The 15,015-nt window shown below is 60.4% G+C and carries 15 protein-coding genes and 1 pseudogene; 13 read left to right on the top strand and 3 right to left on the bottom strand.

Annotated features, from left to right (window positions below):
- Positions 1 to 2: 2 nt before the first annotated feature.
- A complete protein-coding gene (aroC, locus tag AC1Q8Q_RS25530) occupies positions 3 to 1,094 on the bottom strand; it encodes a chorismate synthase (protein WP_020800039.1) in 1,092 nt (363 codons plus the stop codon).
- 83 nt (positions 1,095 to 1,177) lie between these two features.
- On the opposite strand from aroC, the pseudogene AC1Q8Q_RS25525 reads away from it, so the two are divergent.
- Positions 1,178 to 2,175: pseudogene (locus AC1Q8Q_RS25525) on the top strand (alpha/beta hydrolase).
- A gap of 92 nt (positions 2,176 to 2,267) precedes the next feature.
- Complete coding sequence (locus AC1Q8Q_RS25520) at positions 2,268 to 3,059, top strand: hypothetical protein (protein WP_020800037.1); 792 nt, start codon at positions 2,268 to 2,270, stop codon at positions 3,057 to 3,059.
- 46 nt (positions 3,060 to 3,105) lie between these two features.
- Here the strand turns inward: AC1Q8Q_RS25520 and prmB are convergent, their stop codons facing one another.
- Positions 3,106 to 4,014, bottom strand: coding sequence for a 50S ribosomal protein L3 N(5)-glutamine methyltransferase (gene prmB / locus AC1Q8Q_RS25515; RefSeq protein WP_492615659.1), 909 nt, complete (start codon positions 4,012 to 4,014; stop codon positions 3,106 to 3,108).
- A 239-nt stretch (positions 4,015 to 4,253) separates the two neighbouring features.
- On the opposite strand from prmB, the gene AC1Q8Q_RS25510 reads away from it, so the two are divergent.
- From AC1Q8Q_RS25510 to AC1Q8Q_RS25490, 5 genes are all read left to right on the top strand, one after another.
- On the top strand, positions 4,254 to 4,844 hold the full coding sequence (locus AC1Q8Q_RS25510; RefSeq protein WP_020800035.1) for a cysteine hydrolase family protein: 591 nt from the start codon (positions 4,254 to 4,256) through the stop codon (positions 4,842 to 4,844).
- A 131-nt stretch (positions 4,845 to 4,975) separates the two neighbouring features.
- Positions 4,976 to 5,296, top strand: coding sequence for a hypothetical protein (locus AC1Q8Q_RS25505; RefSeq protein WP_020800034.1), 321 nt, complete (start codon positions 4,976 to 4,978; stop codon positions 5,294 to 5,296).
- Between the two features lie 87 nt (positions 5,297 to 5,383).
- Positions 5,384 to 5,941, top strand: a complete 558-nt coding sequence (locus AC1Q8Q_RS25500) for a Smr/MutS family protein (protein ID WP_020800033.1) — start codon at positions 5,384 to 5,386, stop codon at positions 5,939 to 5,941.
- Between the two features lie 77 nt (positions 5,942 to 6,018).
- Complete coding sequence (folE, locus tag AC1Q8Q_RS25495; RefSeq protein ID WP_020800032.1) at positions 6,019 to 6,564, top strand: GTP cyclohydrolase I FolE; 546 nt, start codon at positions 6,019 to 6,021, stop codon at positions 6,562 to 6,564.
- A gap of 102 nt (positions 6,565 to 6,666) precedes the next feature.
- Entirely contained in the window at positions 6,667 to 7,038 is a 372-nt protein-coding gene (locus AC1Q8Q_RS25490) for a glutathione S-transferase N-terminal domain-containing protein (protein ID WP_020800031.1), read from the top strand.
- 176 nt (positions 7,039 to 7,214) lie between these two features.
- On the opposite strand, the gene AC1Q8Q_RS25485 is transcribed toward AC1Q8Q_RS25490, so the two are convergent.
- Positions 7,215 to 8,381: an aminotransferase-like domain-containing protein gene (locus AC1Q8Q_RS25485; protein ID WP_033042653.1), complete on the bottom strand. Its 1,167-nt coding sequence runs from the start codon at positions 8,379 to 8,381 to the stop codon at positions 7,215 to 7,217.
- 82 nt (positions 8,382 to 8,463) lie between these two features.
- On the opposite strand from AC1Q8Q_RS25485, the gene AC1Q8Q_RS25480 reads away from it, so the two are divergent.
- The 6 genes from AC1Q8Q_RS25480 to AC1Q8Q_RS25455 all read left to right on the top strand — a co-directional run bounded on the left by AC1Q8Q_RS25480 (position 8,464) and on the right by AC1Q8Q_RS25455 (position 14,902).
- The gene (locus tag AC1Q8Q_RS25480; RefSeq protein WP_020800029.1) at positions 8,464 to 8,907 is read left to right on the top strand and encodes a MarR family transcriptional regulator; all 444 of its coding nucleotides are present in this window, start codon (positions 8,464 to 8,466) and stop codon (positions 8,905 to 8,907) included.
- 290 nt (positions 8,908 to 9,197) lie between these two features.
- Positions 9,198 to 10,547, top strand: coding sequence for an NCS2 family permease (locus AC1Q8Q_RS25475; RefSeq protein WP_033044696.1), 1,350 nt, complete (start codon positions 9,198 to 9,200; stop codon positions 10,545 to 10,547).
- Between the two features lie 71 nt (positions 10,548 to 10,618).
- Complete coding sequence (locus AC1Q8Q_RS25470; protein ID WP_020801374.1) at positions 10,619 to 11,248, top strand: LysE family translocator; 630 nt, start codon at positions 10,619 to 10,621, stop codon at positions 11,246 to 11,248.
- A 64-nt stretch (positions 11,249 to 11,312) separates the two neighbouring features.
- Positions 11,313 to 12,308: an AraC family transcriptional regulator gene (locus AC1Q8Q_RS25465; RefSeq protein ID WP_020801375.1), complete on the top strand. Its 996-nt coding sequence runs from the start codon at positions 11,313 to 11,315 to the stop codon at positions 12,306 to 12,308.
- 447 nt (positions 12,309 to 12,755) lie between these two features.
- Positions 12,756 to 13,784 carry a histone deacetylase family protein gene (locus tag AC1Q8Q_RS25460; RefSeq protein WP_110754915.1) on the top strand — a complete coding sequence of 343 codons (1,029 nt, stop codon included), beginning with the start codon at positions 12,756 to 12,758 and terminating at the stop codon, positions 13,782 to 13,784.
- 17 nt (positions 13,785 to 13,801) lie between these two features.
- On the top strand, positions 13,802 to 14,902 hold the full coding sequence (locus AC1Q8Q_RS25455) for a polyamine ABC transporter substrate-binding protein (RefSeq protein WP_492615658.1): 1,101 nt from the start codon (positions 13,802 to 13,804) through the stop codon (positions 14,900 to 14,902).
- Positions 14,903 to 15,015: the final 113 nt, after the last annotated feature.

Here is a 15,015-nt window from a genome sequence, read left to right as displayed (position 1 = left end):
GCTTAGATCTGGCCCAACACCGGCGTGCTCACACGTACATCGGCGTTCTGGCCACGGTGACGCAGCAGGTGGTCCATGAGCACGATGGCCATCATCGCTTCGGCGATCGGCGTGGCACGGATGCCGACGCAGGGATCGTGGCGGCCTTTGGTGATGACGTCCACCGGGTTGCCATGGATATCGATGGAACGGCCCGGCGTGGTGATGCTGGACGTTGGCTTCAACGCCAGGTGCGCGACGATCGGTTGGCCGGACGAGATGCCGCCGAGAATGCCGCCCGCGTTATTGCTGAGGAAACCTTGCGGGGTCATTTCATCGCGGTGCTCGGTGCCACGCTGGGCGACGCTGGCGAAACCGGCGCCGATTTCCACGCCCTTGACCGCGTTGATGCTCATCAGCGCATGGGCCAGCTCCGCATCGAGACGGTCGAAAATCGGCTCGCCCAGGCCTGGCATCACGCCTTCGGCGACCACGGTGATCTTCGCGCCGACCGAATCCTGGTCGCGGCGCAACTGGTCCATATAGGCTTCCAGTTCCGGCACTTTGTCCGGATCGGCACTGAAAAACGCGTTCTGCTCCACCGAGTCCCAGGTCTTGAACGGAATTTCAATCGGGCCAAGCTGGCTCATGTAGCCGCGAATGACGATGCCTTGGGTCGCCAGGTACTTCTTGGCAATCGCACCCGCAGCCACGCGCATCGCGGTTTCCCGGGCCGAACTGCGGCCGCCGCCGCGATAGTCGCGTTCGCCGTATTTGTGGTGGTAGGTGTAGTCGGCATGGGCCGGACGGAACAAGTCCTTGATCGCCGAGTAGTCCTTGGACTTCTGATCGGTGTTGCGGATCAGCAGGCCAATGGCGCAGCCGGTGGTGCGACCTTCGAATACCCCCGAGAGGATTTCGACTTCGTCGGCTTCCTGGCGCTGGGTGGTGTGACGGCTGGTGCCGGGCTTGCGGCGATCCAGGTCGCGCTGCAGGTCCTCCAGGGAAATCTCCAGCCCCGGCGGGCAGCCATCGACAATGGCGACCAACGCCGGGCCATGGCTTTCGCCAGCGGTGGTGACAGTGAATAGCTTGCCGTAGGTATTGCCGGACATGCAGGACGCTCCGTGAAATGAACCTGAATACGTAATGCGCGCCAGTATACGCAGGCTATCCAACTAGTTCATCCTCGAACCTTATGGTTGCCTGCGAGTCCAACCGGCACCCTTTGATGATGGCCCGACAATGCTGCGAGTTCTTGCCTTGAGCCTTACCCTGATTTCCGGCTTCGCCCAGGCCACTGTCCTGCAGCGGCCAATCTCCCTGGACACCGGCACCGGCGAGCTTTTCGGCTCGCTGCTGCTGCCTAAATCCGACACCCCGGTGCCTGTTGTCCTGATCATTTCCGGTTCCGGCCCGACCGATCGTGACGGCAACAACCCCGAAGGCGGGCGCAATGACAGCCTCAAGCGCCTGGCCTGGGTGCTGGCCAAACACAACATCGCCAGCGTGCGCTACGACAAGCGCGGCGTCGCGGCGAGCCTGGCGGCCACCCCCGACGAACGCAACTTGTCGGTGGAAGCCTATGTGGCCGACACCGAAGCCTGGGGGCGAAAACTCAAGACCGATCCGCGCTTCGGCCAGCTGATCCTGTTGGGCCACAGCGAAGGGGCCTTGATCGCCAGCCTCGCGGCGCCCAGCGTCGATGCGGCGGCGGTGATTTCCGTGTCCGGCAGCGCCCGACCGATCGACCAGGTCCTGCGCCAGCAACTGGGCAATCGCCTGCCTCCCCCGCTGATGTTGCGCAGCAATGAGCTGCTCGACAGTCTCAAGGCCGGGAAAACCGACGACAACGTGCCACCGCAACTGCAAGTGATATTCCGTCCGAGCGTGCAGCCGTACCTGATTTCGCTGTTCCGCCAGGACCCCGCCGCTGCATTCGCGAAGTTGAAAATGCCGGCACTGATCATCCAGGGCAGCAATGACATCCAGGTTGGAGTCAATGACGCCAAACTGCTCAAGGCGGCCAAACCGGACGCCGAACTGGCGCTGATCGAAGGCATGAACCACGTGATGCGCATCGTGCCCAACGACGTCAAACGCCAGTTGGCCTCCTACAAGGATCCGAATTTGCCACTGGCGGCGGAGCTGGGCGCGCGCATCCTCGGATTCATTGACGGGCTTCGCTCCAGCTAATTTGCTCTCCAGTCTTGTCGAAAACGGCCGATAAGCCTTTGTCGCCAGCGTACTGGCTGGCGGCAGTCGAGCTTGGACAGGATCTCGCCGTTATGACCGATACCCAGACTTCACCCGACACCACCGCTGAAAAAGACGTACCGCCAGCGGTCGAGCTGCCTTGGGCGGACGTCCACGTCGAGCACCACAAGATGCTCCGTCTGGCGCCGCTGCAGACGGACCGAAATACCGGTGGCCGGCCCCTGCGCTTTGTCGAATTCGGCTACGCCGAGCGCAACGACAAGCTGCGCAGCCTGATGCGCATGAGCATCTCCCTGCCTGGCCAACGCGTACGCAAGGAACAGAATCATTTGGACGTATGGGTCGACCACGCGGAAAAACGCGTGCATTTCGGCCCCGACAGCGGCCTGCAAATCGAACCACTGAACCGCGGCATCGGCCGCTTCATGGCCGCCCACGGCATCAACTGGGCGAAGAAAAGATGGCCTGGCTACACCGTCGACGGCACCGACCTCAACAACAAGGACGCGCTGAACGAAGACACGCGCCTGCGTCGCGATCACTTTTTGCGGGTGCACGGGTTCGACGTGGTCTATGCCGATGCCCAGCATTTGAAGGGCAGCGTCAAGGAGGTCAGGGTCGGCGACCTGTTGAGCGACTGGAATACCGAGAAAGTCCAAGTCGTGGAAATTCTCGAGGCGGCGCAGATGCTCCAGCAAGCCGAGCAGAACCTGGCCGAGCAGGAAGTCAAACTCAAGAAACACGAGGAGAAGGTCAGCAAATACAAGCGTGAAGACGCCGGTTTGCGCTTCACCATTACGTGTTTGGTGGCGTTTGCGGTGTTTCAGGCGGGGTTACTGATCTGGATTGCTACGCACCGGTAGCGGCTGATCGTTCCCACGCAGAGCGTGGGAACGATCTGAGTGCAGGTCAGACGCGGGAGGCGAACAGGGCCTGATGATCGCGGCACTGCTCAGCCGTCAGCATGAACACGCCATGCCCGCCACGCTCGAACTCCAGCCAGGCGAAGTCGACCTCCGGGTACAACGTCTCGACGTGCACCTGGCTATTACCTACCTCGACAATCAACAAGCCCTTCTCGGTCAGGTGATCCGCCGCTTCGGCGAGCATGCGGCGCACCAGGTTCAAGCCGTCATCGCCACAGGCCAGGCCCAGTTCCGGTTCGTGCTGGTATTCGTCCGGCATGTCGGCGAAATCCTCGGCATCGACGTACGGCGGGTTCGACACGATCAGGTCGAAGCGCTGCCCTGGCAAGCCATCGAAACCATCGCCTTGCACGGTGTAGACACGCTCGTCGACTCCGTGGCGCTCGATGTTCTGGTTCGCCACCTCCAGCGCTTCGAAGGACAGGTCGGCCAGCACCACTTCAGCGTTCTGGAACTCGTAGGCGCAAGCGATACCGATGCAGCCGGAGCCGGTGCACAGGTCGAGAATTCGCGCAGGCTCGGTGCCCAGCCAGGGTGTGAACCGGTTTTCGATCAGTTCGCCAATCGGTGAGCGAGGAATCAATACGCGCTCATCGACGATGAACGACATGCCACAGAACCAGGCTTCACCCAACAGATAGGCGGTCGGCACGCGGTCTTCGATCCGGCGCTTGAGCAGGTTCTGCAGGTGCGCCACTTCGTCTTCTTCCAGATTGCAGTCCAGGTAACTGTCGGAGATTTCCCACGGCAAGTGCAGCGCACCCAACACCAATTGACGGGCTTCGTCCCAGGCGTTGTCGGTCCCATGGCCGAAAAACAGATCCTCCCCATGGAAGCGGCTGACGGCCCAACGGATATGGTCACGCAGGGTACGAAGGCGGGAAGTGATCACGACGGTAAACTCCAGAAAAATCGACGGGCGATTCTACCAGTCAAACGGCGTCCCGACGACGCAGGAAATACACCGGGACAAATGTAGGAATTATCTGGTTTTATCGCCGGCTATTGAACAAAACTCAATACTTGACAACGCTGTAAGCCAGTAACGACGGTGCCTACGATGGTAGCGATTCACAGAAGCGCTCAGCCAGAGGACAATGTCGCAAAAGCCCCACCCGAAGGAGCCCCAGAATGTCCGTTCCACAAACGATGTTTCAACTCAGCGGCCGCGGTTATGCAGCAGCCAAACTGAGTCATGCGACCCTGATCATCATCGATGCCCAGAAAGAATACCTCAGCGGTCCCCTGGCCCTGAGCGGCATGGATGCGGCGGTCGCGAACATCAAGAAATTGGTGACTGCCGCCCGCGCGGCCGGCCGGCCGATCGTGCATGTCAGCCACCTCGGCACCGTTGGGGGGCTGTTCGATCCACGCGGCGAGCGCGGCCAGTTCATTCCAGGGCTGGAACCGCTGGCCGGGGAAATCAAGATCGAGAAAATCCTGCCCAGTGCGTTCCATGGCACGGACCTGAAAAAACGCCTGGAAGAACTGGGCTCGGTGGATCTGGTGGTGTGCGGCTTCATGAGCCATTCCAGTGTCAGTACCACCGTGCGGGCAGCAAAGAACCTGGGTTTCCGCTGCACCCTGGTGGAAGACGCCTGCGCCACCCGAGACCTGCCGTACAAAGGCGGCGTCCTGAGTGCCGAGCATGTGCAGCAGACCGAAATGGCGATCATGGCGGACAACTTTGCCGCCCTCGCCCTGACCAACGACCTGGTCTGATCGGCGGTTCATGAGCGGTCCATGCCGCCGCTCATCCGCAAAAGCCTCTCATATGCCGTAAATGTCTTAGCCTCAGGAACATCCCGGTCAACTTCCGGTCGAAGGGCCGATACCCATTGAGGAAGGTCGGAATGAAGTTATCCGATGGTTTTGACGCTCGCCGTTTACGGCCCAAAGGCCAAAGCAACTGGCGTTTTCGAATCGGCGCAGCCTTCGCTGCCTTGCTGGCGACCTGCGGCGTGCTGCTGGCGATGGCCGGCACCGCCAGCCTGTTCGGCCATGCTCCGGCCCTGGGCGAGTTGAACACCAACCGGGCGGGCGCGGCAGTGATCCTGGTGATAGGCCTGTTCGTGCTGTACCTCGGCATCTGGCTGTGGCGCCGCTGCCGCCGCCGCTCGCGTCAGTCGAACGCACTGAACATCTCCCCGCACCTGATGAAAAAACACGACTAAGCGCAAGTTGCAGCGCGATGCCGCACGTTTTCTCGCGCCCGATTCGCTTCGAGTTGGGTAAACTGGCCACCCTTCGCGGAGGCTGACATGCAAGACGACGATTTTTCCCTGTTCAAAAGTGCGATCCAAGGCGTCAAGCCGATCAAGCACGATCGCGCCGAAACCGGCAAGCCCAAGGCGGACCGCGCGCACATCGCCACGTTGCGCCAAGCCGCCACCGTGCGTACCGATGCCACCACTGTTGACGGGCTGTCCGATCAGTTCGTCATCGACGTCGGCCCGGAAGACGAACTGATGTGGGCACGCGACGGCGTGCAGGAAAGCCAGATGCGCAAGCTCAAGATCGGGCAGATCCCGTTCGAGGGCAGCCTTGACCTGCACGGCATGAGCGTGGAAAAAGCCCGGGAAACCCTTTGGGCATTCCTGGCTGAAGCGACAAAATTCGAAATCCGCTGCGTACGTGTCACCCACGGCAAAGCCGTGCGCCTGGACGGCAAGCGGCCGATGATCAAGAGCCACGTCAACACCTGGCTGCGCCAGCATCCACAGGTACTTGGCTTCACCTCGTGCCAGGCCAGGCATGGCGGTGCCGGAGCCGTTTATGTGATGCTCAAACGCACCATGATGGAAGGTCGCGACGAGTAAACCTGATGCGCCGCGCTTGCAGCGCCGTGTCTGCCACCGTACCCTTGCCCTTTGCGTAAAATCCCACAGGTAGTTTCATGTCCCTGGAACAGAATTACACCGCGATCCTTGGCCAACTGGGCGAGGATCCCTCCCGCGAGGGCCTGCTCGACACGCCAAAACGTGCCGCCAAAGCCATGCAGTACCTCTGCCGCGGTTATGAACAGACACTGGAAGAGGTCACCAACGGTGCCTTGTTCAGCTCCGACAACAGCGAAATGGTGCTGGTCAAGGACATCGAGTTGTACTCGTTGTGCGAACACCATCTGCTGCCGTTCATCGGCAAGGCCCACGTGGCCTACATCCCGAGCGGCAAAGTGCTGGGTTTGTCGAAAGTCGCGCGTATCGTCGATATGTACGCCCGCCGCCTGCAGATCCAGGAAAACCTCAGCCGCCAGATTGCCGATGCAGTCCAGCAGGTCACCGGCGCCCTGGGCGTTGCCGTGGTGATCGAGGCCAAGCACATGTGCATGATGATGCGCGGTGTGGAAAAACAGAATTCGACGATGATCACCTCGGTGATGCTTGGCGAGTTCCGTGAGAACGCCGCGACCCGCAGCGAGTTTCTCAGCTTGATCAAGTAATTGGCGGTACGAAGAGAACCGGCTTTCATCGCCGGTTTTTTTTCGTCTTGAAAAAATCAGGTAAGCTGCGCGCCTTTCTCATTAGCACCGTGAGGCTTCAACGTGTTCGTAAAAGCGCTTCGTGTCGGCCTTGGCCAACTGATCATCTTCATCGACTTCATTACCCGTCCAGGCAAGAAGCAGCGCCCTGCCGCCGCTCAGGCCCAGGTCGAAGCTGCCGCCAGGGGCCTGACCCTGTATCAGTTCCATGCCTGCCCGTTCTGCGTGAAAACCCGCCGCACCCTGCGCCGCCTGAACGTGCCGGTGGCCCTGCGCGACGCGAAAAACAACGAACAGGATCGCCAGGCCCTGCTCGAGCACGGCGGCAAGGTCAAGGTGCCGTGCTTGCGTATTGAAGAAAATGGCCAGACTACCTGGATGTATGAGTCCAAGGTGATCATTGATTATCTGGATAAGCGTTTCGCTGCAGCCTGATTTATTTGTGGTGTTCTGACTGACGCTTTCGCGAGCAGGCTCGCTCCCACAGGGAACTGGTTGCACAGATTCAATGTGGGAGCGAGCCTGCTCGCGAAGAGGCCGGCACAAACACTGCAAATCCCAGACAAAAATAAACCGGCCCAATGGCCGGTTTATTCATTTCTGCCCAGCCCTCAGGCCGCTTGCGCCGCCTGCACCTGTCGCACCACCTGCGCCAGTCGCTTGATCCCCTCCTCCAGCCGCGCCGGGTCAATGTGGCTGAAATTCAACCGCATGTGCCCGTGATGATTATCCGGCTCAGGGAAGAACGGCTCGCCCGGCATGAACGCCACGTCGTTGGCCAACGCCCCATCGAGTAGCGTACGGGTATCCAGCGGCTGTTTGAGCGTCAACCAGAAAAACAGCCCGCCCTGGGGCACGTTCCAATCCGCCAGATCGGCAAAATGCGTTTGCAGCGCCGCCTGGAATGCATCGCGACGCACGCGGTAAAAACCACGCAACTCACTCAGGTGCTGCTGGTAAGACTCGCTGCCGATCCATTGCAACGCTTGCCACTGGCCGACTCGATTGGTGTGCAAGTCCGCCGACTGCTTGAGTTTCAATAAGTGCGGGAAAAGATCCGGGCTGGCGATCAGATAACCCACGCGTAGACCCGGCAGCAAGGTTTTCGACACCGTGCCGGTGTAGATCCAGCTGGATTTTTTCAGGCGTCCGGCAATCGGTTTGGCGCTGCCGCCGTCAAACGTCAGCTCACGGTAGGGTTCGTCTTCGATCAAGGTCACGCCGAACTCATCCAGCAATCCGGCGACCGCCTCGCGTTTGGCTTCGCTGTAACGCACCGCCGATGGATTCTGGAAGGTCGGGATCAGGTAGATGAACGCCGGACGATGTGTTTCCAGGCGCGAACGCAGCTGCGCCAGGTTCGGGCCGTCGGCTTCCAGCGGCACCGTGAGGCAATCGGCGCCGAACAGCTGGAAGATCTGCAGTGCCGCCAGGTAGGTCGGTGCTTCGAGCAGCACTTCGGTGCCTTTGTCGATATAGAGCTTGGCGGCCAGATCGAGGGTTTGCTGTGAACCACTGACCACTAACACCTGACTCGCCTCGCATGGCACACCCAGCACTCGAGCCTGTTGCGCCAGGGCTTCACGCAAGGCCGGTTCGCCTTCACTCATGCCGTATTGGCCCATGGACACCGGCATCCGCGCCCATTCGACTTTCGGCAGCATGGCTTCGGCCGGCAAGCCCCCGGCGAACGACATCACTTGCGGACGCTGGGCGGCAGCGAGGATTTCACGGATCAAGGAACTTTTAAGGCGCGAGACACGTTCGGAAAAAGCCATGGGGGTCACCAGTAGCGAGGCCAGGGAAAAATGAGTCAAACTTATTGACCGAAATTACGGCATCACCAACGGATACGTCAACATGATTGACCTTAAAAGCCCGATTTCTCAACAGCAGGCCATGGAAGCGTTTTTCTTCGGCTACCAGGCCTTCACCGCCAAGGCCGATGAAATGCTCGAGCGCCGCGGCCTGAGTCGGGTGCATCAGCGCATTGTGTTTTTCATTGCCCGCTACCCGAACCTTAGCGTCAAGGAGTTATTGGTATTGCTGGGCGTGAGCAAACAGGCGTTGAACATGCCCTTGCGCCAACTGCTGGAGATGCATTTGGTCAACAGCGTGGCGTCCGAGACCGACAAGCGTAAGCGGCTGCTGGAGTTGACCGAGGACGGCGCGCGGTTTGAACAATCGCTGCGTCGTGAGCAGGTGAAATTGTTGGAGCGGGTGTTTGCCGAGGCGGGTGAGACGGCGGTGAATGGGTGGCTGGCGGTGAATATGGCGCTTGGTGAGAACCAGCAAAAAATCTGAGTACCACAAAAGCTTCACGAGCAGGCTCGCTCCCACAGGGGAATGCGGTCCCTTGTGGGAGCGAGCCTGCTCGCGAAGGGACCAGAGCGGGCGATATATCCCTATTGCCAAACTTTTCGTCTACAAAACCAAAAACATTATTTGCATTATTTGTATACAAAAGCATAATCCACTTCGTGCGAGTTTCTGACCTATTGGTCAACAAATTCGCAAGTGCCTCAAAGGGCCGCTGCCACCCTCATGGGTCCGGCCCTGGAAATAACAATAAAACTCTTGAGGAGTACCTCGCTGTGGAAAGCCGCAAATCCGAAGCATCGACGCTGGATCTCTCGCCGCCTTTACGCAATGGCTGGCTGGAGCGCATCTTTAAACTCAGCTTGCATGGCACCACGGTGAAGACCGAGTTGATTGCCGGTCTGACCACCTTCATCACCATGGCCTACATCATCTTCGTCAACCCCAACATCATGGCGGATGCCGGCATCGACCATGGCGCGGCGTTCGTCGCCACCTGCATTGCCGCCGCCCTGGGCTGCCTGTTGATGGGCCTGTACGCCAACTGGCCGGTCGGCCTGGCACCGGGCATGGGCCTGAACGCTTTCTTCACCTACACCGTGGTCGGCACCATGGGCTACAACTGGGAAACTGCACTGGGCGCGGTGTTCGTCTCCGGCGTGCTGTTCATGATCCTGACCTTCTCGCGCATCCGCGAATGGCTGCTCAACAGCATCCCCGTCAGCTTGCGCTACGCCATGGGCGCTGGTGTGGGCCTGTTCCTCGGGCTGATCGGCTTGAAAACCGCAGGCATCGTCGTCGATAGCCCGGCCACCTTGATCAAGCTCGGTTCCCTGCGCGAGCCTGGCCCGCTGCTCGCCGCCGTGTGCTTTTTGATGATCGCCATCCTCAGCTACCACAAGGTGTTCGGCGCGATCCTCATCAGCATCATCACCGTGACCCTGGCCGGTTGGGGCCTGGGCCTGGTGCACTACGAGGGCATCATGTCGGCCCCGCCGAGCCTGGCCCCGACCTGGATGGCGATGAACGTTGCCGGCGTGTTCAACGTCAGCATGATCAGCGTGGTGCTGGCCTTCCTCTTCGTGCACATGTTCGACACCGCCGGCACCCTGATGGGGGTGGCCCAGCGCGCCAACCTGGTGGGCGCTGACGGTCGCATCGAAAACCTCTCGCGAGCCATGAAAGCCGACAGTGCCTCCAGTGTCTTTGGTGCGGTAGTGGGCGTTCCGCCGGTCACCAGCTACGTGGAAAGTGCCGCGGGCGTAGCGGCGGGTGGTCGGACTGGTCTTACCGCAGTGACCGTAGGTGTGCTATTTATTGCGGCCATGTTCTTCGCGCCGCTGGCCGGGATGATCCCCGCCTATGCCACGGCCGGTGCGCTGATCTATGTGGCCATGTTGATGATGGGCGGCATGGCCCACATCGAATGGGACGAGGCGACCGACAGCATTCCGGCGATCGTCACGGCAATCATGATGCCCCTGACCTTCTCGGTCGCCGACGGCATCGCGCTGGGCTTCATCACCTACGTGGCGCTGAAGGCCGGCACTGGCAAGTACAAGGAAATCTCCGTCAGTCTGTGGGTGCTCTGCGCAATTTTCATTGCCAAGTTCATCTTCTTGTAAATCTCGGCGGTACGCGCGTTAAACCAGCCTCACCCCGTCGGGTGAGGCTTTTGTGCAAATGGAGGAAAGTGATGAGTCTGGAAACCTGGCTGCTGTTCAGCGGCGCTGCGCTGGTAGTGATCCTGATCCCGGGGCCACTGTCTTTGCTGATGATCAGCAACAGTTTGAATTACGGCCTGGTCCGTTCCTACCCGGCGTTTCTTGGCGGCGTGATTGCCTCGATCTGCCTGTTGAGTGCTTCGGCGCTGGGCTTGGGCGCGCTGCTGCTGGCATCGGAACAATTATTCAGCGCACTGAAAATCGTCGGCGCGCTGTACCTGTTCTACCTCGCCTGGCAGAGCTGGCAGCAGTCGGGCCAACCGTCCCACGGTGCGCAAGTGCCTCAGGCCGCCGCAGTGCCACGCTTTCGCGCACTGTTCGGGCGCGCTTTCATGCTGGGCGCGAGCAACCCCAAGGACATCCTGTTCTTCGCCGCGTTTCTGCCGCAATTCTTGAGCGCCGGGCAACCGTTCCTGCCGCAATTGCTGGTGATGATCGCCACCTGGACCGTACTGGACCTGCTATGCAAGCTGGCCTACGGCCTGGGTGCCCATGGCGCGGCGCGGTATCTGCGCAGCGGCAAGGGCCAGAGCTGGTTTAACCGGGTCAGTGCCGGACTGTTCGGTGGAGCCGGGGCTGCGTCCTTGCTCAGCGGTCATTAAGGCCTTCTGACGCAAACCGGCACACAAGTTGCTCGGTTCTGGCACCCCCACGCCGGAATCGAGCATGCTCCACTCCCACCTCACCACCCTTAACGCCGTTTCCCTGGTGCTCGACACCTTCAAGGCCCAAGGTCTGCCCAGCGCCCCCCTGCTCGCCGGCAGCGGCATCTGTGCCGCGGATCTGGCCCGGGCGGACACGCGCATCACCACCAATCAAGAGATGCAGGTCTGCGCCAACGCCGTCGCCCTCAAGCGCGATATCGGCCTGGAACTGGGCCGACGCATGCATGTTTCGTCCTACGGCTTGCTCGGCTACGCCCTGCTCACCAGTGCCACCTTTGGTGACGCATTGCGCCTTGCGATGCGTTATCCGGCGCTGTTGGGAACACTTTTCGAGCTGAGCCTGGAAGAGGACAACGAGCGCGTCTGGTTTGTCGCCGCCGATTACCGGGAGAATCCGGCACTGGCGGTGTTCAACGCCGAGTTCTGCCTGGTGTCGTTGAAAGTCATCTGCGATGACCTGCTCGGGCACGCCCTGCCGCTGCTGGCTGCACGCTTCGAACATGCCGCGCCCGATTACCAGGTTAACTACGCCGAACACTTCAATAATTGCCCGCTGCACTTTGGCACACGCAACAACGCCTTCGCCTTCGACCGGCGCTGGCTGGACCAACCCTTGCCCCTGGCCGATGCCATCACCCACCAGGCCATGGCCGAGCGTTGCCGCAAGCAGAATACCGAGTTCACCGGGCGCCAGGCCTGGCTGGGGCGGATCCGCCAGCTGCTCAGGGCACAATTGCATGCGGCACCGGGACTCGAGGGATTGGCCGAGCAGATGAATTGTTCAGCACGCACCTTGCGACGGCACCTCAAGGACCTGGGGTGCAGCTATCAGGAATTGCTCGATGAGCTCAGGTTCGAGCAGGCCAAGCTTTTACTCTGTGAGGACCAGATGCCGATCTACCGGATCGCCGAAGCATTGGGTTTCAGCGAGACCGCGAGTTTCCGCCATGCGTTTATGCGCTGGAGTGGTGTGACGCCTAGCCAGTTCCGGCCCTGAAGAACACCTCCTGCCGGTTTACCTACTGCGCAATGCCTGCGTTCGGCCATCGTGGTTTAACGGGGCGCTCGCGATCAAAAGCAAAGCAAGGCGGCCTGACAGCCGACCTGACTTGAAGTGAATACGCCGATCGTTCCCACGCTCTGCGTGGGAATGCATCCTGTGACGCTCCGCGTCACCATTGCGCACGGCTCACGTCATGCGTCGTCAGTGGAACGCAGAGCGTCCCTGGCGGCATTCCTTTGCTGCGCATGGGAACGATCACATCCCGGACAAGCCACCTCGTTTTTACTTTTGCTTTGGCTTTTGATTTTTATCCAGGAAGGGGCGAATTTCGGTCAATTATTTTGGCCACATTAATCCCCTTTTGGCCTTTCCTGCCGTTCTCCGAAATCGTCCGCGCCGCAAGACTGTGTGCAACCGAAACCGCCTGCGGAGAACAATAAAATGCTGACGATCTACTCGGATGATCACCACCTGCACCACGGTCGTTGCGAACTCATCGACGGGCAACTCAAGCCCTGCTTTGAAATGCCTTCGCGTGCCGATCATGTGCTGTCACGTGTGCAAAAGCAGAATCTGGGTCCCGTAGAAGCGCCGAAGGATTTTGGCCTGGGGCCAATCGAGCGTATCCACAGCCGCGACTATCTGGACTTTTTCAAAGGTGCCTGGGCGCGCTGGACCGAATTCAACACCGACGGTGACTTGCTGCCCTACACCTGGCCGGCGCGTACCCTGCGTCAGGTCAAGCCCACCAGCCTGCACGGCCAGCTCGGCTACTACAGCTTCGACGGCGGCGCGCCGATCACCGCCGGCACCTGGCAAGCAGCGTACAGCGCGGCGCAGGTCGCACTCACCGCGCAAGCAGAGATCCAGCGCGGTGCCCGCAGCGCCTTTGCCCTGTGCCGCCCACCGGGGCACCACGCCGCCAGCGACTTGATGGGCGGTTACTGCTACCTCAACAACGCTGCCATCGCCGCCCAGGCCTTTCTCGATCAGGGCCACAAAAAAGTCGCGATTCTCGACGTCGACTACCACCACGGCAATGGCACCCAGTCGATTTTCTACGAGCGTAGCGACGTGCTGTTCACCTCGATCCACGGCCACCCGGAAGCCGAGTTCCCGTTCTTCCTCGGTTACGAGGACGAGCGCGGCGAAGGCGCCGGTGAAGGCTTCAACTTCAACTATCCTTTGCCCGCCGGCAGCGGCTGGGATACCTGGAGCGCTGCGCTGGAGCAAGCCTGCAACGAGATCGAGACCTATGGCGCCGACATCGTCGTCGTCTCCCTGGGCGTGGATACGTTCAAGGACGACCCGATCTCCCAGTTCAAGCTCGACAGCCCCGATTACCTGGCCATGGGTCAACGCATCGCCAGGCTCGGTGTGCCGACGCTGTTCGTGATGGAAGGCGGTTACGCGGTGGAAGAAATCGGCATCAACGCCGTCAACGTGCTTGAAGGCTTTGAAAACGCTTAACGGGGAATCGCATGACAATGAAAAATCTAAAGCGCCTGATTGTTCCTGCCCTGTGCGCCACGGTGCTCAGTGGCGGCGCACATGCAGAAGAACGAACGTTGCGCGTCTACAACTGGTTCGACTACATCACCCCCAAGGCCCTGGAAGATTTCAAGGCCCAGAACCCACAGACCAAACTGGTCTACGACATCTTCGACACCAACGAAGCGCTGGAAGCCAAGCTGCTGACCGGCAACTCCGGCTACGACGTGGTGGTGCCGTCCAACGTGTTCCTGGCCAAGCAGATCGAAGCGGGCGTATTCCAGCCACTGGACCGCAGCAAACTACCAAACTGGAACCACCTCGATCCCAAGCTGATGAAGCTGATCGAAGCCAACGACCCCGGCAATAAATTCGCCGTGCCCTATATGTACGGCACCATCCTGATCGGCTTCAACCCGGACAAGGTCAAGGCCGCGTTGGGCGCCGATGCGCCGGTGGACAGCTGGGACCTGATCTTCAAGGAAGAGAACATCAGCAAGCTCAAGCAGTGCGGCGTCGCCCTGCTCGACTCGCCTTCGGAGATCCTGCCCCTGGCCCTGCAACACCTTGGCCTGGACCCCAACAGCAAAAAGCCTGCGGACTACGACAAGGCTGAAGCGCTGCTGATGAAGATCCGTCCGCACATCACCTACTTCCACTCGTCCAAGTACATGGCCGACATCGCCAACGGTGACATCTGTGTCGCCGTCGGTTACTCCGGCAGTTTCTCCCAGGCCGCCAACCGCGCCAAGGAAGCCAAGAACGGTGTGGTCGTAGACATGCGCCTGCCCAAGGAAGGCGCGCCGATCTGGTTCGACATGCTCGCGATTCCCAAGGGCGCGAAGAACCCGCAAGACGCCTACACCTTCATCAACTACTTGCTGCAACCCCAGGTGATCGCGCCGGTGAGTGACTTCGTGGGCTATCCGAACCCGAACAAGGACGCCACGGAATTGGTCGACCCGGCGATTCGAAACAACCCGAACCTGTACCCGACCGAAGCGGCCATGGGCACGCTCTACACCCTGCAACCGCTGCCACGCGATGCCGAACGTGCGCGGACCCGGGCGTGGACCAAGATCAAGTCGGGGACTTGAAACGCGGCGCAGGGAACTGAATAAAACGAAATCCCCTGTAGGAGCGAGCATGCTCGCTCCTACTGCGATAACTATCTACCACCTCCTGTTTCCACCGGCCCTCTACCGTGCCC

The sequence above is a fragment of the Pseudomonas sp. GW823-FHT06B06 genome (assembly GCF_058795195.1).
This window is presented reverse-complemented; position numbering and strand designations above follow the sequence as displayed.